Here is a 25,979-nt window from a genome sequence, read left to right on the forward strand (position 1 = left end):
GTCCCGCCATGTTCACCTCCCCGCTGCGTTTTGGCAATGGCTCCGTTGGCGCGCCTAGAGCGGCTGAGACACAGCCCAATCCCAATAAAGTTCGCGGATGCGTTTCGTCACCGGGTTGTCGCCATATTGCACATCGTCAAAGGCGGTGACCGGGGTGACTTTGGCGAAGTTCCCCGACAAGAACACCTCATCGGCTTTGCGCACGTCATCCAGCGTTAGCACCGCTTCATGCACTTCCATCCCGGCGGCGCGCATATTGGCAATGTGGCGCGCCCGCGTGATACCGGCCAAGAAGGTGCCATTGGCAATCGGCGTGAAGGCGACGCCATCGCGGATCAAGAACACGTTGGCCGTGGCACTTTCCGCCAAGTTGCCCATCGCATCACAGGCGAGCGCATTGCCAAAGCCCTTGCGCTGCGCCTCGACAAGCATCCGCGCATTGTTCGGGTAAAGGCAGCCTGCCTTCGCGTTACAGACGTTATTGGCCAAAACGGGGCGGCGGAACTGCGTTGTGGTGACCGTGGTCGATTTATCCGCTGCAGGCATCGCAACTTCTTCAAGGCAGAGCGCAAAGCGGGTCGAATTGCTTTGCGGCGCCACGCCCAATTCAGAGCCATCCACCGCCCAATACATCGGGCGCACGTAAACCGCCGCATCGGGGGCGTATTTGCGCAGCCCCTCGCGCGCGATTTCGACCATTTCGGCAGCGTCGACGGTGGGCGTGATCATCAGCGCCTCGGCGGAGCGGTTCACCCGCGCGCAATGCAGATCAAGATCGGGCACCAACCCGTCAAACAGCCGCGCGCCGTCAAAAACCGAAGAGCCCTGCCAAATCCCGTGGTCCGCGGCGCGCATAACGGCCACGTCGCCCTCATGCCAAGTGCCTTCGAAATAGGTGCGAATATTGGTGCCGAATGCCATCTGCCTCTCCTTTGCGTCGGCGGATGCTAAGCACCGCAGCAGGCAAAGGTCCAGAGCGCCGATTGTATCGGTGCCAAACGGGGCGCAGCGGCTTCTGGAAGGATTTGCTTAACCTAGATTTCAGCATTTGCGCGGATTCTCCGCCGCATGTCGTCACCGAACCTTTCCGCATCTTCCGCATTGCCGCGCCTACTAATTGTGGGCGGGTCTGGCCGTTTGGGGCGTTTGTTGCGCCACGCTTGGGCTGGGGGCGCGAATGAGGCGCCGCAGCTGCTGTGGCAGGCACGCGCGGGAAGGGCCGTTGCGGAAAGCGACCTGATCTTTGACCCGCTGTCCGAACCGGAGGCCTATCTGTCGGCTATCGCGCAGGCCGATGTGGTGCTGAACCTTGCAGGCGTTGTGCGCGGCGATGCGGCGCAACTGGCCCGCAACACAGATTTGGCGCTGGCGGCGGTGGCCGCAGCCAAAGGCAAGCCGGTTCTGGTGGCATCTTCCGCCGCTGTCTATGGCCGCGCAGGGGCCGAACCTTGCGCGGAAGAAAGCCAAATGATGCCGATCGCCCCCTATGGCGCGGCGAAAGCGGCCATGGAACGCGCGCTTCTCGGTGCGTCTGGCGTCACGGTTCTGCGCATTGGCAATGTCGCCGGGGCGGATGCTCTTTTGGGGGCGGCGCCCACTTTGGAGCCGCGGCAGATTGATATCTTTCCGGCGGGGCATGGCCCCCTGCGCAGCTATATCGGCCCGCAAGCTTTGGCAGGTGCGCTTGGGCACCTTGTACGGCTTGTGGCGACGGGGCAGCCCGTGCCGCCCTGCCTCAACCTTGCGCTGGTGGGGCCGGTGGGGATGGAGGCTTTGGCCGAGGCGGCAGGCTTGGAATGGACGCCCCGCGCCGCCCCCGACGGGGCAATTGAACGCGTGGAGCTGGCACTCGAGCGTGCGCAGGCGCTGGGCCTCGTGCCGGATCACCCCACCACAGCGGATGCCATTATCAATGACCTTCGGGGTCTGGAGGAGCTTGGCGCATGACTTTGCGAAAACGCCTGTTCGATATCGCCTTCGCGTTGCTTTTGTTGCCGTTGCTGGGTTCGTTTTGCCTCGTGATCGCCGTCATCCTTTTGCTGACACAGGGCCGCCCGATCTTTTACGCGGCCGAGCGGATGCGCGGCGCCCAAACACCTTTTCGGTTGTGGAAGTTCCGCACCATGACGGTGGTGGCCGAAGATGCGGGTGTTTCGGGGGGCAATAAGGCCTGCCGGATCACCCCCGCAGGGCGGGTGCTTCGGCGCTTCCGGCTCGATGAATTGCCGCAAATTTGGAATATTCTGAAGGGCGATATCAGCTTTGTCGGTCCGCGCCCGCCGCTGCGGGAATATGTCGAGCGGTTTCCCGATATCTACGCGGATGTGCTGCGCAATCGCCCCGGCGTGACCGGTCTTGCCTCGATCCATTATCATCGGCACGAGGAATGGCTGCTGTCGCGTTGTGAAAGCGCCGAAGATACCGACCGGGTCTATTGCAGCCGCTGCATCCCGGCCAAAGCCCGGCTTGATGGCATCTATGCGCGACATGCCTCGGTCGCATTTGATCTGATGCTGATTGGGCGCACGATCCGGCACGTGTTTCGCTAAGCGTCCGATAGGACAAATTAGCTTAATGCTGGAAAGGGAATCTTAGGGTCGTTCGCCTAGTCTTGGCTGCGATGATCCTCTGAGGAGTTGGACCGCGTTGGTCGTCAAATCCATCATGTCTTTGAGCCGTGGCCAGAAGTCCCTAATCTTGCTGGCGTTGGACCTTTGGTTGGTCATGGTCTCTTACCTCGCTGCGATGCTGCTGTTGCATGATTCGCGGCTGATGCCGCTGGTCTTGCTGCAAGACAGCCTCGTGCAACTGCCCTTGCCGATGCTTGCCGGTGGCGTGCTGTCGATGTGCCTCGGTCTGAGCAAAATCCGCCTGCGTGAATACGAAGGGGGCGCGGTTGCCCGCACGGCGGCTTTGGCCGCGATTTTGATGGGTGTGGCCATGGTGCAGGCGCAACTGGGGCAGTTTGCTCTGCCGCCGGGGCTGCCTGTTGTCTTTGCCTTGATTTGCTTCGTTTCCGTCTATTTCAGCCGGATCGTGCTGACGGGCGTGCTGACGCAAATTTATCTGCGTTCGCCGAAGTTTACGCGTGTGGCGATTTATGGCGCTGGGCGCACCGGCATGGCCTTGGCGCAGGAACTTCGCAAAAGCGCCGATTTTGTGGTCTGCGCTTTCATTGACGATAACGCCGCGCTGGGCGGTATGACGCTCAACAGCCTTCCAGTCGTCTCGGGCGCGCAATTGCCCAAAGCGGTGGCAAGTCACAAAATCGACCGGGTGATTTTGGCGATGCCCTCGCTTTCGCCCGACAAACAGACCTTCATGACCCAGCGGCTCGAAAAGCTTGGGGTGCAGGTGCAAAGCTTGCCCGCTTTTGCCCAGCTTCATGGGGGCGCGGAATTGAGCGATTTGCTGAAGCCTGTGGGCAATGCCTCGCTCCTGAGCCGCGATCCGTTGACCGAAGAGCTTCCCGAGGGTTTTGCCGCCTATTTCGGGCGTAACGTGCTGATTTCCGGCGCTGGTGGTTCGATTGGGCTTGAGCTGTGCCGCCAAGTGATTGCCTGCCGCCCGGCGATGTTGGTGCTGTTCGAACTGTCTGAACTGGCTCTTTACAAGGCCGAGGCTGAAATGCGCGTTTTGGCGGAGCCTCTTGGGGTCGAGGTGGTGCCCGTGCTCGGGTCCATCACTGATGCGGTCCATGTAAAACAAGTGCTTGAGACGCAGGCGATTGATGTTGTTTTGCACGCTGCCGCATATAAACATGTGCCGCTGGTGGAGATGAATGCCCGCGTTGGTCTTTCCAATAACACGCTGGGTACGGCGGTTTTGGCCCGCGCCGCGCGTGACGCGGGGGTGATGCGATTTGTTCTGGTGTCTTCCGACAAAGCGGTGCGGCCCGGCAATTTGATGGGGGCCTCCAAGCGCTTTGCGGAATTGGTGGTGCAAGATCTTGCTGCGCGCCCCAGCAAAACCGTTTTTTCGATTGTGCGCTTTGGCAATGTGCTTGGCTCTTCCGGCTCTGTTGTGCCGCTGTTTCGGGAGCAAATCGCCCGTGGTGGCCCGGTGACGCTCACGGATGAACGCGTGACCCGCTATTTCATGACCATTCAGGAAGCATCGAAACTGGTGCTTCTGGCTGGCTCGCTCGCCGAGGGTGGCGAGGTGTTCATGCTCGATATGGGTAAGCCGGTGCGAATCGGGGATCTGGCGCGCAAGATGATCAAGGCATCGGGGTATACGGTGCGTGACGCGGCCAACCCGGATGGGGATATTGAAATTGTCACCACCGGTTTGCGCCCGGGAGAAAAGCTGCATGAAGAGCTGATGCTTTGCAAAGGGGCGCGCGCGACCGCGCATCCCAAGATCATCTGGGTGCGTGAGCATCATCTGTCGGAACTTGAAACCGCCGCCGCGCTGCGTGATTTGCGCAGTGCTATCGACCGTGGTTCCGAGGTGGATGTGATTGCGACTGTCGCGTGGGCGGTGCCGGAATATGCACCGCAAAGCCTGCCCGAAGAGGCACTGCAATGTCAGGTGGTCGAAGCGCGGCGCGCGCTGGCGCGCAATATCCCGGCCGAGTGATCAGCAAAACGGATCTTGCGGATAGCCCACGCCCGTGAGGTAAAGCCCATGCGGCGGGGATACCGGGCCACAAGCGCTGCGATCCTTTGCCGCAAGCGCTTTGGCAACATCTTCTGGCGCCCAACTGCCTGCGCCCACCCGCTCAAGCGTGCCGACGATAGACCGCACCTGATTGTGCAAAAAGCTGCGCGCGCGCAAGGTGAAGCGAAACTCGGTCCCATGCGGGATTTCCACCTCTTCCAGCGTGATCTCATCCAGCGTTTTGACAGGCGATTTCGCTTGGCACATCGTGGCGCGGAAGGTGGTGAAATCATGATGGCCAATCAGATACGCGGCAGCCTCGCGCATTGCATCGGCATTAAGCACATTTTGCACCTGCCAAACCGTGCCACGTTCCAGCACCATCGGCGCCCGGCGCGACACAAGGCGGAACAGATAACGCCTTTCGTTTGCAGAAAAACGGGCGTGGAAATCCTCATCGACGCGTGCACAGGCAACAATCGCGACCGGGTTCGGCTTGAGGTGATAATTCAGCGCCTCACAAAGCCGAAACGGGTCCCAATTCTTGGTCAGATCGGCATGGGCCACTTGGCCCGTGGCATGGACCCCGGCATCGGTGCGGCCCGCAGCCGCAATGGTATGCGCGCCGGGTTCAAGCCGCGCTAGGGCCGCCTCAATCGCCCCTTGCACAGAGGGTTGATCTGCCTGCCTTTGCCAACCGGCAAAGGGGCCACCATCATATTCAATCTTAAGCGCATATCTGGGCATAAAGGCGCGATAGCGCGCACGGCCCCGCAACGCAATGGTGAAGCCCCTGTTTGCCGCCTGCGCCGCTTTCGCACCTGTGAAATGTGTCGCACCGCTCCTATCTTGTGACAAAACAGGAAAGGCAGCGCAGTGGGTATCACAGAGATTGCCGATGACATCGGCCGCAGTATCGAAGGGCTTGGCTCTTCGGTTTCCGAAGCCCTGTTCGAGCCGGTGATCCGGCTGGGCGTGACCGGCCTTTCACGGGCGGGCAAAACCGTTTTCATTACGTCGCTGGTGGCAAACTTGCTCGATCGGGGGCGGATGCCCGCGATGACCGGGGCAGACCGTATTCGCGCCGCCTACCTGAAGCCGCAGCCCGACGACACCGTGCCGCGCTTTGATTACGAGGATCATCTGGCTGATCTGACGGGCCCGACCCCGCATTGGCCCGAGGGTACGCGCGCGGTTTCTGAACTGCGGCTGAGTTTCCGCGTCGCCTCTGGCGGGTTGCTGGGGGGCTTGCGGGGCCTGCGCACCGTGCATCTGGATATTGTCGATTATCCGGGTGAATGGCTTTTGGACCTTGGGCTGATTGAGCAAAGTTTCGACGAATGGTCCACTGGGGTGCTGGATCGTTTGCCGGGCCGCCCGGGGGCCGACGAATTTCTCGCTGCGCTGGATGAGGCTGATCTCTACGCCCCCTTCACCGAACCCAGTGCCCGTGTGATTGCCGAGGCGTTCACCGCGCATCTGCATGCGTCGCGCGAGGCGGGCTTTTCGGATTGTTCGCCGGGGCGGTTCTTGCTGCCCGGTGAAATGGCGGGTTCACCTGTGCTGACCTTCGCGCCCGTGCCGCCCGGTAAATATCCGCGCGATTCGATTGGCCGCGAATTTGCCCGTCGCTTTGATGCCTATAAGCGCGAGGTGATCAAACCCTTCTTCCAAGACCATTTCGCCCGGATCGACCGGCAGGTGGTGCTGGTTGATGTGCTCGGCGCAATCCATGCCGGGCCTGCGGCTTTGGAAGATTTGCGCCAGTCGATGGCCAACATCCTTGGCGCTTTCCGCCCCGGTGTGCCGGGCTTCTTGCTTACGCTGATGGGGGTGAAACGGGTTGAAAAAATCCTCTTTGCTGCGACCAAGGCTGACCATTTGCACCACGCCCAACATGCCAAACTGACGGCGATCACCGAGGCTTTGCTGCGTGAAGCGAAAGACCGGGCCGATTTCGCAGGCGCGCAAACCACGGCCATGTCTTTGGCGAGTCTGCGGACCACTTCCGAAGATATGATCCCGCATGAGGGGGAGGAACTGCCCGCCGTGCGGGGCCGCTTGGCCGATGGCCGCTCGGTTGCGCTTTATCCGGGCGATCTGCCCTCCGACCCGGCACAGCTTTTGGCCCCCGCGCGCGAAGGTGCTGAAAGCTGGCTCGATGCCGATTTTGGGCTGATGAACTTTGCCCCCGCGCCGGTGGTGCTGCGCCCCGGTGAAGGGCCGCCGCATATCCGGCTGGATCGTGCTGCCGACTTCTTGCTTGGGGATAAGCTATGAAGCGCCCCATTATGATTGAACTCGACGCCCCGCCCGCCTCGCCCGCCGAGGCGCCACCGGTGGTGGATGTGCCTGCCGCGCAAGAGATGCCGCAGGGCCGCGCGATGCAAATTGCGGCGCGCTTGGCGGCGCGGCCTCGGTCAAAAATCACCCGCTTTTTCTGGCAGGCGACCACCGCGCTTTTGGGCTTTTTGATCACCATTGCCGCTTGGCAATTTGTCGATGGCCTGTTTGCCGCCAACCCGATTTTGGGTTGGGTGGCAACGGTGCTGTTGGGGGTCTTTCTGTTTGCAGCCTTTTTGGTCACGATGCGCGAGGTCGCGGCCTTTGCGCGTCTGGGACGGCTCGACAAGATCCAGCATGAGGTGGCCGAGGCGGTGCAAAATGACCGCTTGGAGGGCGCGCGTAGCGTCGTGAAACGGCTGCAAAAGCTCTATGCCGGGCGCGAAGACCTGCAATGGGCGCTGTCCAAGCTCAAGGAGCGCGGGCCGGAACAGCTTGATACGAGCACGTTGATTTTGATGGCGGAAACCGAGTTGATGGGCCCGCTGGATGCCGCCGCCCGGCTGGAGGTGGAGGCCGCTGCGCGCACCGTGGGCACGATCACCGCGATTGTGCCGCTCGCGCTTGCCGATGTGGCCACCGCGCTGATTGCGAACATTCGCATGATCCGCCGTGTGGCGGAAATTTATGGTGGCCGCGCGGGCGCGCTCGGCGCCATTCGACTGGCGCGCACGGTGATGACGCATCTGGTTGCCACGGGCGCTGTGGCGGCAGGCGATGACCTGATTGATACGGTCGCCGGTGGGCATGTCGCCGCCAAACTCTCCCGCCGCTTTGGCGAGGGGGTGGTCAATGGTGCGCTCACGGCCCGCGTGGGCATTGCGGCAATGGAGGTCTGCCGCCCGATGCCCTTTGCCGCGCTGCCCCGGCCCAAGGTGCGCAGCCTGACGGGCCGCGCGCTTTCGGGCGTGTTTTCCAAGTCGAAAGACGATTGATTTAGCGCAGCTTTGGCACGGCGTTGGGCGCTTGTCCGACGTCTTCCACCCCCATCCGCAGGCCCTTGCCGATCCGATGCGCGAGGGCAGACCACGCCGTTGCCGCCTCGGGGGTGAGGGTTTCTTGCAGCACCGCATCAAAGGTGGCGAGCCAAAGCGGGAAATGTCCCCCTTCCACATCGCCCGCGCGGCGATGCGCGATCATCGGGCTGCCCTCATAGCCTTTGGCATGCAGGATCGAGCCTTTCCAAAACCGCGCGATCTTGGCTTCATGATGCGGCCAGTCTTCCACATGGGCGGCAAAAATTGGGGCAAGTTCTGGGTGCGCACGCACGCGTTTGTAAAAGAGCGCGACAACACGCTCAATCTCGTCTTCGGTCACGGCAAAGCGGGGGGGCGGCAGGGTGTTCATGCGTTAAATGATACGCCGAAGCAGCGGGCCGTCCAGTCACTCCCCCTCAAAGAGATCATTCTGGACCGAAGCTTGCACGGATGCGGGCGCTTGTGGGGCGGCAAGCCCTAAATGACGCCATGCGCGTTGGCCGAGCATCCGCCCGCGCGGGGTTCGCTGCACCAGCCCCTGTTGCAAAAGATAAGGCTCAATCACCTCTTCAATCGCGTCGCGGCTTTCAGACAGCGCAGCAGACAGCGTTTCCACCCCGACCGGGCCCCCACCGTAATGGTCTGCCATCAGTCGCATATAGCGCCGGTCGGCCCCATCAAGGCCAAGGTGGTCGACCCCAAGCCGGGTAAGTGCGCCATCGGCCAAGTCGCGCGTGAGGCGCCCATCGCCCTCCACCAGCGCAAAATCCACCACACGGCGCAACAGCCGCCCGGCAATGCGCGGGGTGCCGCGCGCGCGTTTGGCAATTTCGCGCGTGCCATCGGCATCGGCGGGAATGCCGAGCATCCGCGCGCCACGGCTCACGATCAGATCAAGCTCGTCTTCGGTGTAAAACTGCAGCCGGGTCGGAATGCCAAACCGGTCCCGCAAGGGCGTGGTCAGCAGGCCAAGGCGCGTGGTCGCGCCAACGAGCGTGAAGGGCTGCAACTCAATGCGCACCGTGCGCGCGGCGGGGCCTTCGCCGATCACCAGATCCAGCTCGAAATCCTCCATCGCGGGGTAGAGCACTTCTTCCACCGCCGGGTTCATCCGGTGAATTTCGTCAATGAACAGCACATCGCGCGATTCAAGGTTGGTCAGGATCGCCGCCAGATCGCCCGCTTTGGCGAGCACCGGGCCCGAGGTCATTTTGAAGTTCACGCCCAATTCTCGCGCCATGATCTGCGCGAGCGTGGTTTTGCCCAAGCCGGGCGGGCCGTGAAACAGTGTGTGATCCATCGCTTGGCCGCGCATCTTTGCGCTTTCAATGAACACGCGCAGGTTCGCCCGTGCCTCGGCTTGGCCAATGAACTCCTCCAGCACCTGTGGGCGCAGGGCGCGGTCGGCGTCCTCGGGCAGACGGTCGGGGCGGAGGGTCGGATCTGGGTCTGTCATGCTTTACTGTCGCGCGAGGAGGCGGAGGAGGCAAGCGGGGTGCTGCCCCGCGCGCCTTGGTATGGGGCCAAGAGGAAAAGGCTAGTCTTTGGGCGCAAGGAGGCGCAGCGCGGTGCGGATCAGCTTCGCGGTATCGGTCGCTTCGGGCTGTTCCGAGGCTTTCGCCACAGCCGCCGCGGCATCTGAAGGCGAATAGCCAAGGTTGGTCAGCGCCGAAAGCGCCTCTGCCGTGAAGTTGGTTTTGGGTGTCGCCGCAGGCGCCGGGGCGCGTTTGGGCGTTTTCGGTTTTGCTTCAATCACCTCGTCTGAGGGCGCGGTGTCCACCGTCAGCGCGCCGCCCATCGCCATCACGGTGGGGGCCTTGTCTTTAAGCTCCATCACCACCCGTTGGGCGAGTTTGGGGCCTACCCCCGGCGCGGCCTTGATCGCGTTCCAATCGCCCAAAGCCAGCGCGCGCGATACGCCATCGGGGCCAAGCGTGCCCAAAATGGCGAGCGCCGCTTTTGCGCCGATCCCTTGCACCGAGATAAGCAGCTTGTGCCATTCCTTCTCGATCAGCGTCGGGAAACCAAACAGCTGCAACAGGTCTTCGCGCACCACAAGCTCGGTATAAAGCGCGCATGCCTCGCCCACCGGGGGCAGGGTGGAGGCGGTGCGCGAGGACACATGCACGATGTACCCCACCCCGCGCACGTCAATCAGCACTTCATCCATCCCGCGATGCAAGATGATGCCCGCAATCCGCCCGATCAAGACCGTGCCCTCCGCACCCGGGCTTGGCCTGCGGTAATTTCCAGCGCGCCGCGGCCCAAAAGCGCGGCATGGGTGCGCTGCGCCGATTGCAGGTGATGCGCGTGGCAAATGGCAATCGCCAAAGCATCCGCCGCATCGGGGCTATCAAACACCACGCCGGGCAGTTGATGACGCACCATATGCTGCACCTGCCCCTTTTCGGCATGGCCTACGCCGACCACGGTTTTTTTGACCGCATTGGGTGCGTATTCGCCCACGGTAAGCCCTGCCTGCGCGGGCACCAAAAGCGCAATCCCCCGCGCTTGGCCCAGTTTCAACGTCGCCACGGCATCTTTGTTGACGAAGGTTTGCTCCACCGCAGCGGCCTCTGGGGTGTGGGTCGCAATCACGTTGGACAGCCCATCATAAAGCGCCACCAAGCGTTTTGCGAGATCATCGCCTGCAGAGTGAATCGTGCCATTGGCGATGTGGCGCAGCCGGGGGCCCTCCATCTCAATCACGCCCCAGCCGAGGTTGCGTAACCCCGGATCAATTCCCATCACCCGCATCTGCTCGCCCTTATGTGTGGCATTTTATCCACGGCTAGCACAAAAGAAGAACATCGCAAAGCGCAATTCCCCCCGCGACACCTTGCCGCCAGTGCCGATCCACCCGTGCAAATGATCCAAAAGCGACATTCCGCGCGCGGAACGGGAAGTCAAAATGACGAAGGGATCGCGCATTTTGTAGTGCCATGCAAATTGCGCATTAACCACATGAAAAGCCATGCAAAATCTGCATGTCGGCGCTGATATGGAGGCTCTTGCCTTTCCAAAAACCCAAGTCTAGACGCGAAGAAACGGGCGCTTTGCCCAATGTTTTCGCAGTTTATGAAGGGAACGCGACATGTCCGTTATCGACAGCTATCGCCTTTCCGCCCGGGCCGATCGGGCGGGTCTTTTTACCCGGGTTGTCGAAGCGGTGACGCTGTGGCGCGATGCGCGTGTCACCCGCCGCACCCTTGCGCGGTTCACGGATCGCGAACTGAGTGATATCGGGCTGACCCGGTTCGACCTTGATCGGATCGGGCGCTGAGCCAAAACAAAGGCCGCGCAAATGCGCGGCCTTTTGCATGTTGCGGGTCCTGGGGGCGCGATGCGCTTAGTAAAGAGCTGCGCGCAATTGCCCGGCGATCCACTGCGTTGGTGCATCTGCTTGCAGGGCCCAAGCCCCCACCTGTTCCAATGCCGAACCATTCGCCAAAGCGCTGACGCGGCCGTTATACCGCTCAGGGCCGATCTCTGCCAAAAGCGCGCCTTTGAACAACAACGCGCCGATGAACAGCATCGCAATAGCGCGAAACGGTAAGGCTCTGCGCTGCTTGCGGCGATGGCTGTCATACCATTGCCGCCCCAAGGTGCCCTCCGCCTCGAAGGCGCCGCCTTCGGCATGAATAGTATCTATACGCGCCAGACGGCGCTCGAAGGTGTTTCTTCCAGCGTCACTCATGACCATGCTCCACAATCCACAAGGTGCGCGTTAGCCGAACAATATGACTAACAACCTCTTAATGATTATGGGCCGTGTTTAGGCTTTTGGCGAGCGATCCTGTTGGCGATTAGTTCCGCCTGAGAACCAATGTCGTCCAGTCGCCAAATTCGTCGCGCGAAGCGAGGGTAAAGCCCTGCGGTTTGTAAGCGGCGATCACTTCATCGGCCTGTTCATGCAAGATGCCTGACAAGATCACATGCCCCGATTCGGCGCAAAAGCGGCCCATATCGGGTGCGAGCGAAATCAGCGGTGCCTTGAGGATATTGGCGAAGATCAGATCGAAGGGCGCGGCGGCTTGCAGGTCGGGGTGGGCGAACCCTGCGGCCTCTAGGCAGACCACTCGGCCTTCAAGACCATTGCCCACAACGTTGGCGCGCGCGGTTTCCACCGCGATCGGGTCAATGTCAGAGGCCAGAACGGTTTCGGGCCAAAGTTTCGCAGCCGCCATGCCCAAAACGGCTGTGCCGCAGCCAATATCGGCCACGTTCCTGGCGCGCAGCCCATCACGCTCCAGCCGGTCCAGCGCGCTCAGGCAGCCAAGCGTGGTGCCATGATGGCCGGTGCCAAAGGCCATCGCCGCATCAATCAAAAGCGGGATGGAGGTTGCGGGAACTTTGTCGGCATCGTGGCTGCCATGCACAAAGAAACGCCCGGCCACGACCGGGGCCAATTCACGGCGCACATGGGCGACCCAATCGGTTTCGGGCAGTTCGGAAACGGTAAAGCCGGTGCTGCCATAGGCGGCCGCCAAAAGCTCCAGCACCACCTCATTCGGGCGTTCCAAGAAATAGGCACCCACCTCAAAATTGCCGGAGCCGTCCTCAATTTCGAACACGCCCACGCCATAGGGGCCGGGATCAAGGCTTTCGAGATGCTCTGCCAGATCCTCGGCAGGCGCGCGCTCGGGCAAAACGGCGAAGGCGGTGAAGGTGGTCATGTCTGGCTCCGAAGGTTTTGGCTGCAATGGCGCGAATGCGGCGACGGGTCAACCTAAAGGAAGCTTTGCGGGTCAATGTCGATGGCAAGCTTCACCCCGTTGGGCATCTTTATGCCACGCAACCAGGCGCGGATCGCTTGCTGCAGGGGGGCTGTCTTTTCCGCCTTTATCAAGAGCCGCACGCGGTGGCGGCCCCGCACCCGCGCGATGGGGGCGGGGGCTGGGCCAAAGACCTGTGCGCCGATCCGGCGCAGCGCAGCGTCATTGCGCGCGAGCGCGTTGCCCAATTCAAAAAGCGGCTCAATCTCCGGGCCCGAGAGTATGATCCCGGCCATGCGCCCATAGGGCGGCACGCCCACGGCTTTGCGGCCCGCCGCTTCGGCGCGCCAAAACGCCTCTTCGTCGCCGCCCAAAATGGCGCGGATCACCGGGTGCTCTGGCTGGAAGGTTTGCAACAATGCGGTGCCCGGCTTTTCTGCTCGGCCCGCCCGGCCCGCGACTTGGCGCATCAGTTGGAAGGTGCGCTCCGCCGCGCGCAGGTCAGAGCCTTGCAGGCCAAGATCGGCATCAATCACACCGACCAGTGTAAGCAGGGGGAAGTTATGCCCCTTCGCCACGATCTGCGTGCCGATGATGATATCGGCCTCGCCCGCCGCGATATTCTCGACAGCTTCTTTTAACGCGCGCGCCGAGCCAAAGAGGTCAGAAGACAGAACCGCAAGCCGCGCGGTCGGAAAGCGCTCTTTCACCTCTTCGGCGAGCCGCTCGACGCCGGGGCCGACGGGGGCCAATTTGCCCTCCACCCCGCAAGACGGGCAAGCTGTGGGGATGGGTTTCGTTTCGCCGCATTGGTGGCAGACAAGGCGTTTTTGGAAGCGGTGCTCGACCATCCTTGCATCGCAGTGATCGCAGCCGATTTGGTGGCCGCAGGCCCGGCAAATGGTAACGGGCGCGTAGCCGCGCCGATTGAGAAACAGCATCGCCTGTTCACCACGCGAAAGCGCGCCAAGCACCGCGCCGACGAGGCTGGGCGAAATCCAATGCACCGGCTCAATGCGTTCTTCGCGCATGTCGATGGTGCGCATCTCGGGCAGGTCCGAGGCCCCAAATCGGCTTTGCAGATCAACGCGGCGGTATTTGCCCGCATCTGCATTGGCCCAGCTTTCAAGGCTTGGGGTGGCCGAGGCCAAGACCACTTGGCTGCCTGCCAAAGACGCCCGCAGCACCGCCATATCGCGCGCATTATAAAGCGCACCCTCTTCTTGCTTGTACGAGGTGTCATGCTCCTCATCGACGACGATCAGCCCAAGGTTTTGATAGGGCAAAAACAATGCCGAGCGTGCGCCCACCACCATCTGCGCGCCGCCTTGCGCCACCATATGCCAAAGCCTGCGCCGCTCTGCCTGCGTTGCGCCCGAATGCCATTCGCCGGGCTTCGCGCCAAAGCGCGCCTCCACCCGCGACAGAAATTCCGAAGTCAGCGCGATTTCGGGCAAAAGCACCAAAGCCTGTTGCCCCTTGGCCAAACATTCGGCCACCGCTTCCAGATAAACCTCTGTCTTGCCCGAGCCTGTCACGCCCTTCAAAAGCGTGACGCCAAATTGGCCAATGCCAGACCGCAGGGCCGTGGCGGCGGCGGCTTGGTCATCGGAAAGCGCCTTGCCCGGCAGATGCGGGTCAAGCTTGGGGTAGGGCAAATCGCGCGGCTGTTCGGCCTCCACTACCGCACCTTGCGCGACCAAACCCTTGACCACTTGCGGCGTCACGCCGGCAAGTTGGGCAAGCTCAGTTTGATAAAACCCCGCCCCGCCATGATCGCGCAACACGGCGAGCACCTTTTCGCGTGCCTCTGTCATCCGGTCGGGGGTTGCATTGCCCAGCTGGTAGATTTTGCGCGCGCCGGGGGCCTCAAACAGCCCCGGTGTACGGGTGGCGAGCCGCAACACACCGGGCAAAGAGGTCATCGTGTAATCCGCCATGCGGATCAGGAAGTGCTGCAATTCTTCCCGCATCGGCGGCACATCGAGCACGCGTGCTACCGGGCGCAGCTTGGCGGCCTCAAAGCGGCCATCCCCCGGCCCCCAAACCACGCCCACCACGCGACGCGGCCCCAGCGGCACCTCGACAAAAGCGCCGGGAAAGCAGCCGCCTTCGGGAGCCAAATAATCAAGCGGTTTTCCAATGGGTTCGGTTGTCAGCACCGAAACCCGCGCGCCTTGCGCAAAATAGCCAATCTCAGCCATGCGCGCCCCTTTTCACACGGTATGGTGTGACGATCCTCTCTCGCCTTTGGGCGCCGTTTGCGCTAAATCCGCTCAGGAGAGAGTGCAGGAGGCCCCCAATGAAATTCTTCGTCGATACCGCAGATGTTCCGTCAATCAAGGAACTCAATGACCTTGGCATGGTCGATGGTGTCACCACCAACCCGTCGCTGATCTTGAAATCGGGCCGTGATATTCTCGAAGTGACGAAGGAAATCTGCGACATGGTCTCCGGCCCGGTTTCGGCCGAGGTTGTGGCCACCGAGGCGAAGGACATGATCGCCGAGGGGATGAAACTCGCCAAAATCGCCTCCAACATCGCCATCAAAGTGCCGCTGACCTGGGACGGTCTGACCGCGTGCAAGGCTTTCGCATCCGAGGGCCATATGGTCAACGTCACTCTGTGCTTCTCGGCGGCGCAAGCGATCTTGGCCGCGAAGGCTGGCGCGACCTTCATCAGCCCCTTCATCGGGCGGCTTGACGACATCAACCTTGATGGCGTGCAGCTGATTGAAGACATCCGCACCATCTACGACAACTACAATTTCGAGACGGAAATCCTTGCCGCCTCGATCCGTTCGGTCAACCACATCACCGATGTGGCGCGGATCGGCGCAGACGTGATCACCGCCCCGCCCTCCGTGATCAAAGCGATGGCGAACCACCCGCTGACGGACAAGGGCTTGGATCAGTTCATGAAAGACTGGGCGAAAACCGGCCAGAAAATCGTCTGAGAACCGTTGCATTTTGCACAAGGCCCGCTGGATTCAGCGGGCCTTTACCACTTTTGAGAGAAATTTAACCTGCAATTAACTAGAATCTGTGTCAATTTCTCCGGTAACCCGCTGACCAAGAGGCGAGCATGAGCGACACCGCATTTGCATCCGAACTCCGGACAAAGATCATCAACGACCCCGATGTGATCTTGGAAGATCACGACCTGATGCGCGCCCTGATCTCGGCGAACGAGCGCGCGATGGGCGCCAATATCGTCGATTTGCGTGGCGTGGCGATGGAGCGGCTGGAACGCCGGCTTGATCGGCTGGAAGATACCCACCGCTCGGTGATTGCCGCCGCCTATGAAAATCTTGCCGGGACGAACCAAATCCACCGCGCCGTGCTGCGGATGCTCGACCCGACCGAGTTTGAAAGCTTCCTGAAAAACCTCGGCACCGAAGTCGCCGATATTTTGCGCGTCGATAGCGTCAAGCTGGTGCTTGAGACCACGCAAGATGGCGAAGATGCCGCGCTGCGCCGTTTGGGTGATGTGCTTTGCGTCGCTGAACCGGGCTTTGTGCATGAATATATGCGCGCGGGCAAAAGCGGGCAGGTGCGCCCGGTGGTGCTGCGTCAGACCATGCCGCAATCGGAAACGATCTATGGCGAAGCCTCGACTTGGGTCCGTTCCGAAGCGCTGATGCGCCTTGATCTTGGCGAAGGCCGCTTGCCCGGCATGCTGGTGATGGGCGCCGAAGACCCGCATCAGTTCAAACCCTCGCAAGGTACCGATCTTCTGGCCTTCTTTGCGGGCGTGTTTGAGCGCGCGATGCGGCGCTGGCTCGCATAAGGCGCTGGTCCCATGGCTTTTGGTTTTTCTCCCGCCGCTGGCATGGCGTTGGGCCGCTGGCTTGATCACATGCGCGCGCTCAAGGGCGCTTCACCGCATACGCTGACCGCCTACCGCAACGATGTGAGTGGCTTTCTGGGCTTCTTGCATCTGCATTATGGCGAAAGCCTCGGCATGGAACGGCTTGGTGCGCTGACGCCTTCGGACATGCGCGCGTGGATGGCCTATGAGCGCAACCGGGGGCTTTCGGGCCGCTCGCTGGCCCGTGCGCTTTCGGCGGTGAAAAGCTTCATGCGCTGGCTTGGGGAACGTGAGGGCTTTGACACGACTCACGTGCTTGCTACCCGCGCGCCGAAATATCAGCGCAAGCTGCCGCGCCCCTTGGCCGAAGATGCCGCCCAAGCGGTGATCGAACAGGTGGAATTGCAAGCCGCCGAGCCGTGGGTCGCTGCGCGCGATGCGGCAGTGATGACTTTGCTTTACGGTTGTGGGCTGCGGATTTCTGAGGCGCTGAGCCTGAAAGGCGAAGATGTGCCTTTGCCCGACGTTCTGCGGATTCGCGGCAAGGGTGACAAAGAGCGCCTTGTGCCCGTGCTGCCCGCTGCGCGCGACGCGATGAATGAATATCTGCGGCTGTGCCCCTTTGTCCCCGCGCCGTGGGAAGAGGTGTTTCGCGGTTTGCGCGGCGGTCCCTTAAGCGCGCGGATTGTGGCGAAGTCGATGGAACGCGCCCGCGCCGCGCTGGGCCTGCCTGCCTCCGCTACGCCGCACGCGCTGCGCCACAGCTTTGCCACGCATTTGTTGTCGGCAGGCGGCGATTTGCGCGCGATTCAAGAGCTTTTGGGCCACGCGAGCCTTGCGACGACTCAGGTCTACACGGCTGTCGATGCGGCGCGCCTGATGGAGGTCTATGAGGCTGCTCATCCGCGGGCTTGAGCCATAACCCGATAAAATCCAGCGCTTTACAAACCTAGGTTTACGGGGGCTGGAGGCCTCGGGCAAGGAACCGTTCATCACATGAGACGAGGCTTCAGGCACGTCGTCATCCAGAAAGGATCATGTGATGAACGTTTCTTCGCTTACTTCGTTGTCCGCCTATTCGGGCAGTTCCGCGCTTGCTGCGCTTCAGCAAAGTGCGACGACCAGCGCCGCAAGCGGCTCCGCTTCGGCGCAAAAAACAGAGGGGTCGCGCCCGCCGCCGCCCCCTCCGCCACAGCCCGCTTCCTCCTCCGGGGGCGTCGATGCGCAGTCTTTGTTTGAGGCGCTGGCCGCGAATGATGATGCGGATGGAGACGGGCTCATGTCGGCCGAAGAAATCTCCGCAAGCCCGGTGGCGGATTTGCTGTCGGACCAATTCTCGAGCATTGATACCGACGGGGATGGCCTGCTGAGCCAGACCGAGGTCGATACGGCAGAAGCCGCAAGCCGCTCGGGAAGCACCAGCGAGTCGAGTGACCGCGGCGGTCCCGGTGGCCCGGGGGGACCGGGCGGCCCCGGTGGTCCGCCGCCCTCTGGCCCGCCTCCGGGAGAAGAGAGCACGTCTGATATCACCTCGCTCTTTGAAGCTTTGGCCGAGAATGATGATACCGATGGTGATGGGCTTTTGTCGGCTGAAGAAATCGCCGCAAGCCCGGTCGCTGATCTGCTCTCAGAGCAATTCACCAGCATCGACACCGATGGCGATGGCTTGTTGAGCCAGACCGAAGTTGACACGGCAGAAGCCGCATCGCGGTCTGGCGGGGCCGGGGCCAGTGGCGAACGGGGCGGCATGCCGCCCGGACCGCCTCCGGGGCCGCCGCCGGGGGAAAGCGCTGAAGGGACGAGCAGCACCGAAAGTCCGGCGCAATCGCTTTATGAGTCGCTCTTTGCGGCTTTGTCCTCGCAGGAAGAGACTGGCAGCGTCACCGTTGATCGGGATCTGGCGAACCAGTTCATGTCGCTTCTTAAAGACATTTCCTGAGCCAAGACCGGGCCGGGGCATTGCCTCGGCCCGGCCGCCTTTACCATTAAAATCCGAATGAGATCGCCTGTGTGATGGGGTCTTTCGGTAAGCGGCTGTTCACGCGTGCCGTGCAAGTTGCGCGCAGAACACCCCGCTGAAGGAGCCCCCGATGGACCTCCCCCATCTTTCGGGTCTTACCCCCCCAAATCTGTCCACCACGCCGCAGGTTTCGGCGCCTGCGCCTGCCAATGCGGCACGCGCCGAGGCCTTTGAAAACCTTGTCACGGCACCGAGTGGGGCGGAGATGGAGGCGCTGTTTCGGGCCTTTTCCGCGTCGGAGGGGGGCGAGGCTGTCGCGGCGGTTGAAGAGGCGCCCACGACGGCCCCGCAATCTGCCCCGGTCAGCGCCCCGTCTATGGCGGAATCGCTCTTCGCCGCTTTCCATGGCGCGGCTCAACCCGCTTCAGAAGTTGGTTCGGATGCAGTCGGGGCGCTGCGTTTGCAGGCACTCTTGGGGGAAATGCGCTAGGGGCAAAAGCACGCATGGGCTTTGCGGGCCGCTCGGGTTGCATCCTTGGCAGGTTTACGGCAGGAGAAGCCCATGGATATACGTCTTAAAGCTCTTTCGGTTCATTTGTTCACCGCCACCGGCGCTGTGCTCTCCATGCTTGCGATGCTCGCTGCCGTGGAAGAGAAATGGTCGCTGATGTTTTTGTGGCTGGTGGTCGCGCTCGTCGTTGACGGCATCGATGGCCCCTTGGCGCGTCGCTACGATGTAAAGACCAACTGCCCCACCTATGACGGGGTGTTGATGGATCTGATCATCGACTACCTGACCTATGTCTTCATTCCGGCCTATGCGCTTTTCAAATCTGGCCTGTTGCCGGGCTGGACGGGGTGGCTGGCGATCATCGTCATCACCTATGCTAGCGTCGTCTATTTCGCCGATACGCGGATGAAGATGAAGGATTGTTCCTTTTCGGGCTTTCCGGGGTGCTGGAACATGGTGGTGCTGGTGCTCTTTGCGCTCAGCCCCGGCTATTGGGTGACGTTGGGAGTTGTGCTGGCACTGACCTTGGCGATGTTCTTGCCGCTCAAATTCATCCATCCGGTGCGCACGGTGCGTTGGCGGCCGCTGTCGCTGACGGTGGCGCTTTTGTGGACGATCTTTGCCGCCCGCGCCGCTTGGGTCGATTTTGACGAGGGCAACTGGGCGCATTGGGGGCTGGCCATCACCTCGGTTTATCTGCTGGTGGTGGGGATCTTGCAGCAGATCATCCCAGAGCGGAAAACGGCTTAAGCTGATCGCGATAGGCATAAGAAAGGGCGCCCGAAGGCGCCCTTTCTTATGGACTTGTAGGCAACTTAGCCCAGCACATCATTGCAGCGTTTGCAGGTATGCGGATGCGCATGGCTGCCGACATCGGGCAGGATCTTCCAGCAGCGCTCGCATTTCTCGCCCTCAGCCGTTTCAAAGACCACTGCAATGCCCGGCACTTCGGGCAGGCGGAAGGCTTCGGACGGGGCCGCATCGTTGGTGAGCGACAGATCCGAGGTGATGCAGATATCGGCAAAATCGACCGATTTCAGCGCCGCTTCCAGCGCGGCATCTTCCACATGCACCACGGGCGCGGCTTCAAGGCTGGCGCCAATCACCTTGGCGGTGCGCTGCACTTCCAATGCGGCGGTCACGGCACGGCGGGCGCGGCGGATGCCGTCCCATTTCGTGGCCAGTTCCGGTGCGAGCCATGCGGCGGGCGTTTCGGCGAAGTCTTCGAGATGGACCGAGTTCGTTTCTCCGGGGAAGCGGCTCAGCCAGACATCTTCCATCGTGAAAGGCAGCATTGGCGCGAGCCATTTCGTCAGGCGATGGAACAGCAGATCCAGCACCGTGCGCGCGGCACGGCGGCGCATGCTGTCCGCCCCGTCGCAATAAAGCGCGTCTTTGCGGATGTCGAAATAGAAGGCCGAAAGCTCCACCGTGCAGAAGGTGAAGAGCGTCTGGAACACGCCTTGGAAATCGTAAGCCGTGTAGCCTTTGCGCACGGCTTCATCCAATTCCGCCAAGCGGTGCAGCACCCACCGCTCCAACTCCGGCATTTCTTCCGGGGCGACCGCTTCCGCCTCGCTGTAGCCCGCAAGCGCGCCCAGCATGAAGCGCAGCGTGTTGCGCAGGCGGCGGTAGCTGTCGGCGGTGCCTTTCAGGATCTCTTTGCCGATCCGCAGATCGACCGTGTAATCCGATTGCGCCACCCAAAGCCGCAAGATGTCGGCGCCATATTGGCCGATCACATCGGCGGGCGCGACGGTGTTGCCGAGCGATTTGGACATTTTCATGCCCTTTTCATCCAGCGTGAAACCGTGGGTCAGCACGCCCCGATAGGGCGCGCGGCCCTTGGTGGCGCAGGCTTGCAGCATCGAGGAATGGAACCAGCCGCGGTGTTGGTCGGTGCCTTCCAAGTAAAGGTCCGCAATGCCATCGGCGGTGCCATCTTCGCGGTCGCGCAGCACAAAGGCATGGGTCGAGCCAGAATCGAACCACACGTCGAGCACGTCAAAAACTTGGGTGTAGTCTGCCGGATCAACGATGCCGTCGAGCATCTTTTCTTTGAAGCCTTCGGTGTACCAAACGTCCGCGCCCTCGGCCTCAAACGCGGCGGAGATGCGGGCGTTGACCTCGGCGTTGCGCAGCAGGAAGTCTGCATCGGTCGGTTTCGCGCCGACTTTGGTGAAGCAGGTGAGCGGCACGCCCCAAGCGCGTTGACGGCTCAGCACCCAGTCGGGCCGCGACTCGATCATCGAATAAAGCCGGTTGCGCCCGGTGACCGGGGTCCATTGCACCAGTTCGTCGATGGATTTGAGCGCGCGGGCGCGGATCGTTTCGCCATAGGTATCCATCCCGTCTTCCAGCTTCACGTCGATGGCGGCAAACCACTGCGGCGTGTTGCGGAAGATCAGCGGCGCTTTGGAGCGCCACGAATGCGGGTAAGAGTGCTTCAATTTGCCCTTGGCCAAAAGCGCGCCTTGAGCGTGCAGCGCCTTGATGTTGGACACGTTGGCCGGGCCTTCTTTGCCATCGGGCTGGATGATCGTTTGCCCGCCAAAAACGGGCAGATCGGCACGATAGGACCCATCGGGTTCGACGTTATAGGTCATCGGCAGGCCGAATTTCAGGCCAAGCTGATAGTCGTCATCACCGTGGCTTGGCGCGGTATGCACAAAGCCCGTGCCCGCATCATCGGTCACATGATCGCCCGGCAGCATCGGCACGTCGAAGTCCCACTCGCCATTGCCGCCTTCGATGCCGGCATAGGGGTGGGCCAGTTGCACGCCTTCAAATTCCGAAACCGGCACATCGCGCAACCGGCGATACATGGTTTCATCCAGCTTCGCGGCAGCCATCACTTGGGTGGCCAAAGCATCGGCCAGCACAAGGTATTCGCCGATCACCGCGGTGCTGTTTTCGGGGCGCCCCGTGACCTCGTAAAGGCCATAGGCGATGCCCGGGCCATAGGCGACGGCGCGGTTTTGCGGGATCGTCCAAGGCGTGGTGGTCCAGATCACCACTTTCGCGCCATCCAGCCCGTTGCGCGGTTTAAACCGCACCCAGATCGTGTGGCTGGTGTGGTCGTGATATTCCACTTCCGCCTCGGCCAGCGCGGTCTTTTCAACCGGCGACCACATCACGGGTTTTGAACCCTGATAGAGCGCGCCGTTCATGAGCAGTTTCATGAACTCTTCCGCGATCACCGCCTCCGAGTGGTAATCCATCGTCAGATAGGGCTTTTCCCATTTGCCGGTGATGCCAAGGCGTTTGAATTCCTCGCGCTGGATGTCGATCCAGCCCTCGGCAAAGCGGCGGCATTCTTGGCGGAAGGCGACGGTATCCACGTCGTCTTTGTTTAGCCCTTTGGCGCGGTATTGTTCTTCGATTTTCCACTCGATCGGCAGGCCGTGGCAATCCCAGCCGGGCACATAGCGGCTGTCTTTGCCCATCATCTGCTGCGAGCGCACGATGAAGTCTTTGAGGATTTTGTTCAGCGCGTGGCCGATGTGCAGATGGCCGTTAGCATAGGGAGGGCCATCATGCAGCACGAAAGAGGGACGGCCCGCTTTTTCGCGCAGGCGGTCGTAGATGCCGATTTTCGCCCAACGGTCGAGCCAGTCCGGCTCGCGCGAAGGCAGGTTCGCGCGCATCGGAAATTCGGTTTCGGGCAGAAAGACGGTGTCGCGGTAATCGACGGTATTTTCGGGCGTGTCGGCGCTCATCTCATATCCATTCAGGCTGGAGGGGGCGCTTTGTGCGCCCGGGGCTTGGTCTTGCATACTCCCGGCAACCCTGACGCGTCAGAGCGCCGGGCCGGTAATTCGATGTATGAAGCAAAGCCCGGTCATGGGCGCGTTATAGGCGCGCGCTACAGGGCGGGCAAGCGCGAAGGGGGCCACAGTGCCTTGCCATTGTGGGCAAAAAGACGATGATCCGAGCCAAAGAAGGAGCAGGGGCATGGGTGAGCCGGAAATGACCGATCTTTTTGTGATCGGCGGCGGGGTAAACGGATGCGGTATTGCCCGCGATGCGGCGGGGCGGGGGCTGAGCGTTACACTGGCCGAGCAAGGCGATTTGGCGCAGGGCACGTCTTCTGCCTCCTCCAAGCTGTTTCATGGCGGGCTGCGCTATCTGGAATATCTGGATTTCAAACTGGTGCGGGAGGCTTTGGCCGAACGGGAACTGCTTTTGAAAGCGATGCCGCATATCGCTTGGCCGATGCGCTTTGTGCTGCCCTATGACCCGGCGATGCGGTTTGAAAAGGGCTCGCCTGTCAGCAAATGGTTGGGTCGGGTTGCGCCGTGGTGGCGGGGCCGGCGCCCGGCATGGCTGATCCGGCTGGGGTTGTTTCTTTATGACCATATGGGCGGCAAGCATGATCTGCCCCGTACCGAGCGGTTGGATCTGCGCAAGGGCAAGGCGAGCCGCAAGCATGAAAGTTGGGGGCTGAAGCCGCAGTTTCGCAAAGGCTGGGAATATTCCGATGCTTGGGTCGATGATGCCCGGTTGGTCGTGCTCAATGCCCGCGATGCGGCGGCGCGTGGGGCCAAAGTGCTGACCCGCACCAAAGTGGTGGCGGCGAAACGGCAAGGCGATCATTGGGAGGTCACGACTGAGGGGCCTAAGGGCCAAGTGGTCCACCATGCCAAAGGGCTGGTGAATGCCGCTGGCCCTTGGGTGGATGCGGTCACGCACGGCCCGCTTGCCCATCAAGGCGCGGCGCATGTGCGTTTGGTGCGGGGCGCGCATATCGTCACCAAAAAGCTGTTCGCCCATGATCGCGCGCTGTTTTTGCAAGGGCCGGATGGGCGGATCATCTTCCTTTTGCCGTTTGAGCAGGATTTCACCCTGATCGGCACCACGGAGGCCGCGCAGACGACCCCGCCGGAAACGGCGCATTGCACGGAAGCCGAGCGGGATTATCTGATCAACTTCGCCAATCACTACCTCGAAACGCCGATCTCGGCTGAGGATGTGGTGTGGTCTTTTGCTGGGGTGCGCCCGCTTTATGATGATGGCACGGCTTCGGCCACCGCTGCCACGCGCGATTATGTGCTGCAGCTAGAGGCCGAAGGCGCGCCGCTCCTCACTATCTATGGCGGCAAAATCACCACCTATCGGCATTTGGCGCAAGCGGCGGTGGATAAGCTTGCCACCTACTTCCCGAAAGCTCAGTCCGCTTGGACGGCGGGGGCTCCGCTGCCCGGGGGCGATTTTGGCTATGGGGCCCGCGCGCTGACCGAACGGATCCGGGTCCGCTATCGTTTCTTGGGCGAGGCGCGGGCGTTGCGGATGGCCCATGCTTACGGCACCGAAGTGTTTGAGGTGCTGGGCGAGGCAAACCGTGCCCCCGACCTTGGCCGCGATTTTGGTGCGGGCCTGACCGAGGTGGAGCTGCGCTGGCTGATCGCGCGTGAGTGGGCGCAAACCGCAGAAGATGTTGTTTGGCGGCGCACCAAGCTGGGGCTTCGGATGACGGCAGAAGAGATTGCCGCGCTTGATGAATGGATGCAGCAACAGATTTAAGGGGGCGGCGATGACGCATATTTTGGCGATTGACCAAGGCACGACCTCGACCCGCGCGATTATCTTTGACGAGGGCCTGCGCGTTCAGGCCGTCGCACAAGAGGAATTCGCGCAGATCTACCCCGCCCCCGGTTGGGTGGAGCATGACCCGGAGGTGATCTGGCAAACCGTTCTGTCGACGGTGCGGGGCGCGTTGGCCAAAGCGGGGCTCGCCGCAAGCGATATTGCGGCGCTTGGCATCACCAACCAGCGCGAAACCACGGTGGTTTGGGATCGCGCCACGGGCGAGGCCATCCACAATGCCATCGTCTGGCAAGACCGCCGTACCGCGGAAACCTGCGCCAGTTTGCGTGCGAGCGGGCATGAGCCGCGCATCACCGATAAAACCGGTCTGCTGCTCGACCCGTATTTCTCTGCCACCAAAGTTGCTTGGCTGTTGGACAATGTGCCGGGCGCGCGGGAGAAAGCGCTGCGCGGCGAGTTGGCCTTTGGCACGATTGACAGCTTCCTGATTTGGCGGCTGACCGGTGGCCAGCGCCATGTGACCGATGCCACCAATGCCGCGCGCACGCTGCTTTACGATATTGGCGCGAATGCTTGGGACAGCGAGATTTGTGCGCTCCTCAATATCCCGATGAGTCTCTTGCCCGAGGTGAAAGACTGCGCCGATGATTTTGGCGCAACAGATGCGGCCCTGTTTGGTGCGGAAATCCCGATCCTTGGCGTTGCGGGCGATCAGCAGGCCGCGACCGTGGGGCAGGCCTGTTTCACGCCGGGGATGCTCAAATCCACCTATGGGACGGGGTGCTTTGCGCTGTTGAACACCGGGGGCGAGCGGGTGGCCTCACAAAATCGGCTGCTCACCACCATTGCTTACAGGCTAAATGGCGAAACCACCTATGCGCTGGAAGGCTCGATCTTCATTGCAGGCGCAGTGGTGCAATGGCTGCGCGATGGGCTGAAGATCATTGCCCAAGCGAGCGAAACCCAGCCTTTGGCCGAACAGGCAGAGGCGGCGCAGGGCTTGGTGATGGTGCCCGCCTTCACCGGGCTGGGGGCACCCTATTGGAACCCAGATTGCCGGGGCGCGATTTTTGGGCTTACCCGCAATTCTGGCCCCGCCGAATTTGCCCGTGCGGCGCTTGAAAGTGTGGGCCTGCAAACCCGCGATTTGTTGGAGGCGATGCGGGCCGATTGGGGCACGGCGGCTGAGGGTGTGCTACGTGTCGATGGGGGCATGGTGTCCAGCGATTGGACGATGCAGTTTTTGGCCGATATTTTGGGCGCGCCGGTGGATCGCCCCGTGGTGACCGAAACCACAGCTTTGGGTGCGGCTTATCTGGCGGGGCTTCAGGCGGGCATTTGCCCGCCACCCGCAGAATTTGCCGAAAGCTGGGCGCTTGAGACGCGCTTCACCCCGCAAATGCCGCGGGGCGAGCGCAACGCCAAATATGCGCGCTGGCAGCGGGCGGTGCAGGCGGCGATGGCGGTCTAACACCGTCGGCCCGGATTTGATCTTGGCGCGGCAATGGCTTACG

25 protein-coding genes are annotated in these 25,979 nt (G+C 61.8%); 14 read left to right on the forward strand and 11 right to left on the reverse strand.

Annotation, left to right across the window (positions count from 1 at the left end; all coding sequences use genetic code 11):
- Positions 1 to 54: 54 nt before the first annotated feature.
- Positions 55 to 921 (reverse strand): branched-chain amino acid aminotransferase, encoded by an 867-nt coding sequence (locus BW967_RS16250; protein ID WP_076486156.1) that lies wholly within the window; start codon positions 919 to 921, stop codon positions 55 to 57.
- A gap of 147 nt (positions 922 to 1,068) precedes the next feature.
- On the opposite strand from BW967_RS16250, the gene BW967_RS16255 reads away from it, so the two are divergent.
- The 3 genes from BW967_RS16255 (at position 1,069) to BW967_RS16265 (ending at position 4,581) form a co-directional block, all read left to right on the forward strand.
- Positions 1,069 to 1,947: an NAD-dependent epimerase/dehydratase family protein gene (locus BW967_RS16255; RefSeq protein WP_076486157.1), complete on the forward strand. Its 879-nt coding sequence runs from the start codon at positions 1,069 to 1,071 to the stop codon at positions 1,945 to 1,947.
- Positions 1,944 to 2,549, forward strand: coding sequence for a sugar transferase (locus BW967_RS16260; protein WP_076486158.1), 606 nt, complete (start codon positions 1,944 to 1,946; stop codon positions 2,547 to 2,549). Before BW967_RS16255 ends, BW967_RS16260 begins: the two co-directional genes overlap by 4 nt.
- Positions 2,550 to 2,664: 115 nt before the next feature.
- Complete coding sequence (locus BW967_RS16265) at positions 2,665 to 4,581, forward strand: polysaccharide biosynthesis protein (protein WP_076486159.1); 1,917 nt, start codon at positions 2,665 to 2,667, stop codon at positions 4,579 to 4,581.
- On the opposite strand, the gene truA is transcribed toward BW967_RS16265, so the two are convergent.
- Positions 4,582 to 5,349 (reverse strand): tRNA pseudouridine(38-40) synthase TruA, encoded by a 768-nt coding sequence (truA, locus tag BW967_RS16270; protein ID WP_076486212.1) that lies wholly within the window; start codon positions 5,347 to 5,349, stop codon positions 4,582 to 4,584.
- Between the two features lie 129 nt (positions 5,350 to 5,478).
- Here truA and BW967_RS16275 point away from each other — a divergent pair, with 129 nt between their 5' ends.
- Both BW967_RS16275 and BW967_RS16280 read left to right on the forward strand, forming a co-directional pair.
- Positions 5,479 to 6,882 (forward strand): YcjX family GTP-binding protein, encoded by a 1,404-nt coding sequence (locus tag BW967_RS16275; RefSeq protein ID WP_076486160.1) that lies wholly within the window; start codon positions 5,479 to 5,481, stop codon positions 6,880 to 6,882.
- A complete protein-coding gene (locus tag BW967_RS16280) occupies positions 6,879 to 7,880 on the forward strand; it encodes a YcjF family protein (RefSeq protein WP_076486161.1) in 1,002 nt (333 codons plus the stop codon). Before BW967_RS16275 ends, BW967_RS16280 begins: the two co-directional genes overlap by 4 nt.
- A gap of 1 nt (position 7,881) precedes the next feature.
- Here BW967_RS16280 and BW967_RS16285 read toward each other — a convergent pair whose 3' ends face one another.
- The 5 genes from BW967_RS16285 to BW967_RS16305 form a co-directional block, all read right to left on the reverse strand.
- Complete coding sequence (locus BW967_RS16285) at positions 7,882 to 8,292, reverse strand: group III truncated hemoglobin (protein ID WP_076486162.1); 411 nt, start codon at positions 8,290 to 8,292, stop codon at positions 7,882 to 7,884.
- Positions 8,293 to 8,328: 36 nt separating this feature from the next.
- Entirely contained in the window at positions 8,329 to 9,378 is a 1,050-nt protein-coding gene (ruvB, locus tag BW967_RS16290) for a Holliday junction branch migration DNA helicase RuvB (protein WP_076486163.1), read from the reverse strand.
- Between the two features lie 81 nt (positions 9,379 to 9,459).
- Complete coding sequence (gene ruvA, locus BW967_RS16295) at positions 9,460 to 10,131, reverse strand: Holliday junction branch migration protein RuvA (RefSeq protein ID WP_076486164.1); 672 nt, start codon at positions 10,129 to 10,131, stop codon at positions 9,460 to 9,462.
- Positions 10,128 to 10,679 (reverse strand): crossover junction endodeoxyribonuclease RuvC, encoded by a 552-nt coding sequence (ruvC, locus tag BW967_RS16300; protein WP_076486165.1) that lies wholly within the window; start codon positions 10,677 to 10,679, stop codon positions 10,128 to 10,130. Before ruvC ends, ruvA begins: the two co-directional genes overlap by 4 nt.
- Before the next feature lie 24 nt (positions 10,680 to 10,703).
- Positions 10,704 to 10,898: a hypothetical protein gene (locus BW967_RS16305; protein ID WP_076486166.1), complete on the reverse strand. Its 195-nt coding sequence runs from the start codon at positions 10,896 to 10,898 to the stop codon at positions 10,704 to 10,706.
- Positions 10,899 to 11,016: 118 nt separating this feature from the next.
- Here BW967_RS16305 and BW967_RS16310 point away from each other — a divergent pair, with 118 nt between their 5' ends.
- Positions 11,017 to 11,205 (forward strand): DUF1127 domain-containing protein, encoded by a 189-nt coding sequence (locus tag BW967_RS16310; RefSeq protein WP_076486167.1) that lies wholly within the window; start codon positions 11,017 to 11,019, stop codon positions 11,203 to 11,205.
- 66 nt (positions 11,206 to 11,271) lie between these two features.
- Here BW967_RS16310 and BW967_RS18580 read toward each other — a convergent pair whose 3' ends face one another.
- The 3 genes from BW967_RS18580 to BW967_RS16325 form a co-directional block, all read right to left on the reverse strand.
- Positions 11,272 to 11,619, reverse strand: coding sequence for a hypothetical protein (locus BW967_RS18580; protein WP_076486168.1), 348 nt, complete (start codon positions 11,617 to 11,619; stop codon positions 11,272 to 11,274).
- 109 nt (positions 11,620 to 11,728) lie between these two features.
- The gene (locus BW967_RS16320; RefSeq protein WP_076486169.1) at positions 11,729 to 12,598 is read right to left on the reverse strand and encodes a 50S ribosomal protein L11 methyltransferase; all 870 of its coding nucleotides are present in this window, start codon (positions 12,596 to 12,598) and stop codon (positions 11,729 to 11,731) included.
- Between the two features lie 53 nt (positions 12,599 to 12,651).
- Positions 12,652 to 14,841, reverse strand: a complete 2,190-nt coding sequence (locus tag BW967_RS16325; RefSeq protein ID WP_076486170.1) for a primosomal protein N' — start codon at positions 14,839 to 14,841, stop codon at positions 12,652 to 12,654.
- 98 nt (positions 14,842 to 14,939) lie between these two features.
- On the opposite strand from BW967_RS16325, the gene fsa reads away from it, so the two are divergent.
- The 6 genes from fsa to BW967_RS16355 all read left to right on the forward strand — a co-directional run bounded on the left by fsa (position 14,940) and on the right by BW967_RS16355 (position 19,668).
- Positions 14,940 to 15,593 carry a fructose-6-phosphate aldolase gene (fsa, locus tag BW967_RS16330; RefSeq protein ID WP_076486171.1) on the forward strand — a complete coding sequence of 218 codons (654 nt, stop codon included), beginning with the start codon at positions 14,940 to 14,942 and terminating at the stop codon, positions 15,591 to 15,593.
- 128 nt (positions 15,594 to 15,721) lie between these two features.
- A complete protein-coding gene (locus BW967_RS16335) occupies positions 15,722 to 16,426 on the forward strand; it encodes a DUF484 family protein (protein WP_076486172.1) in 705 nt (234 codons plus the stop codon).
- A gap of 12 nt (positions 16,427 to 16,438) precedes the next feature.
- Positions 16,439 to 17,362 (forward strand): tyrosine recombinase XerC, encoded by a 924-nt coding sequence (locus tag BW967_RS16340; protein WP_076486173.1) that lies wholly within the window; start codon positions 16,439 to 16,441, stop codon positions 17,360 to 17,362.
- 127 nt (positions 17,363 to 17,489) lie between these two features.
- Positions 17,490 to 18,386 carry an EF-hand domain-containing protein gene (locus BW967_RS16345; protein ID WP_076486174.1) on the forward strand — a complete coding sequence of 299 codons (897 nt, stop codon included), beginning with the start codon at positions 17,490 to 17,492 and terminating at the stop codon, positions 18,384 to 18,386.
- A gap of 151 nt (positions 18,387 to 18,537) precedes the next feature.
- On the forward strand, positions 18,538 to 18,897 hold the full coding sequence (locus BW967_RS16350) for a hypothetical protein (RefSeq protein ID WP_076486175.1): 360 nt from the start codon (positions 18,538 to 18,540) through the stop codon (positions 18,895 to 18,897).
- Positions 18,898 to 18,969: 72 nt separating this feature from the next.
- Positions 18,970 to 19,668, forward strand: coding sequence for a CDP-alcohol phosphatidyltransferase family protein (locus BW967_RS16355; RefSeq protein ID WP_076486176.1), 699 nt, complete (start codon positions 18,970 to 18,972; stop codon positions 19,666 to 19,668).
- Positions 19,669 to 19,733: 65 nt separating this feature from the next.
- On the opposite strand, the gene ileS is transcribed toward BW967_RS16355, so the two are convergent.
- A complete protein-coding gene (gene ileS, locus BW967_RS16360; RefSeq protein ID WP_076486213.1) occupies positions 19,734 to 22,637 on the reverse strand; it encodes an isoleucine--tRNA ligase in 2,904 nt (967 codons plus the stop codon).
- Between the two features lie 235 nt (positions 22,638 to 22,872).
- On the opposite strand from ileS, the gene glpD reads away from it, so the two are divergent.
- Together glpD and glpK are read left to right on the forward strand one after the other, a co-directional pair.
- Positions 22,873 to 24,441, forward strand: a complete 1,569-nt coding sequence (gene glpD, locus BW967_RS16365) for a glycerol-3-phosphate dehydrogenase (protein WP_076486177.1) — start codon at positions 22,873 to 22,875, stop codon at positions 24,439 to 24,441.
- 10 nt (positions 24,442 to 24,451) lie between these two features.
- On the forward strand, positions 24,452 to 25,936 hold the full coding sequence (glpK, locus tag BW967_RS16370; RefSeq protein ID WP_076486178.1) for a glycerol kinase GlpK: 1,485 nt from the start codon (positions 24,452 to 24,454) through the stop codon (positions 25,934 to 25,936).
- Positions 25,937 to 25,979: the final 43 nt, after the last annotated feature.

This window comes from Rhodobacter aestuarii (assembly GCF_900156655.1).
GTDB classification, from domain to species: domain Bacteria; phylum Pseudomonadota; class Alphaproteobacteria; order Rhodobacterales; family Rhodobacteraceae; genus Rhodobacter; species Rhodobacter aestuarii.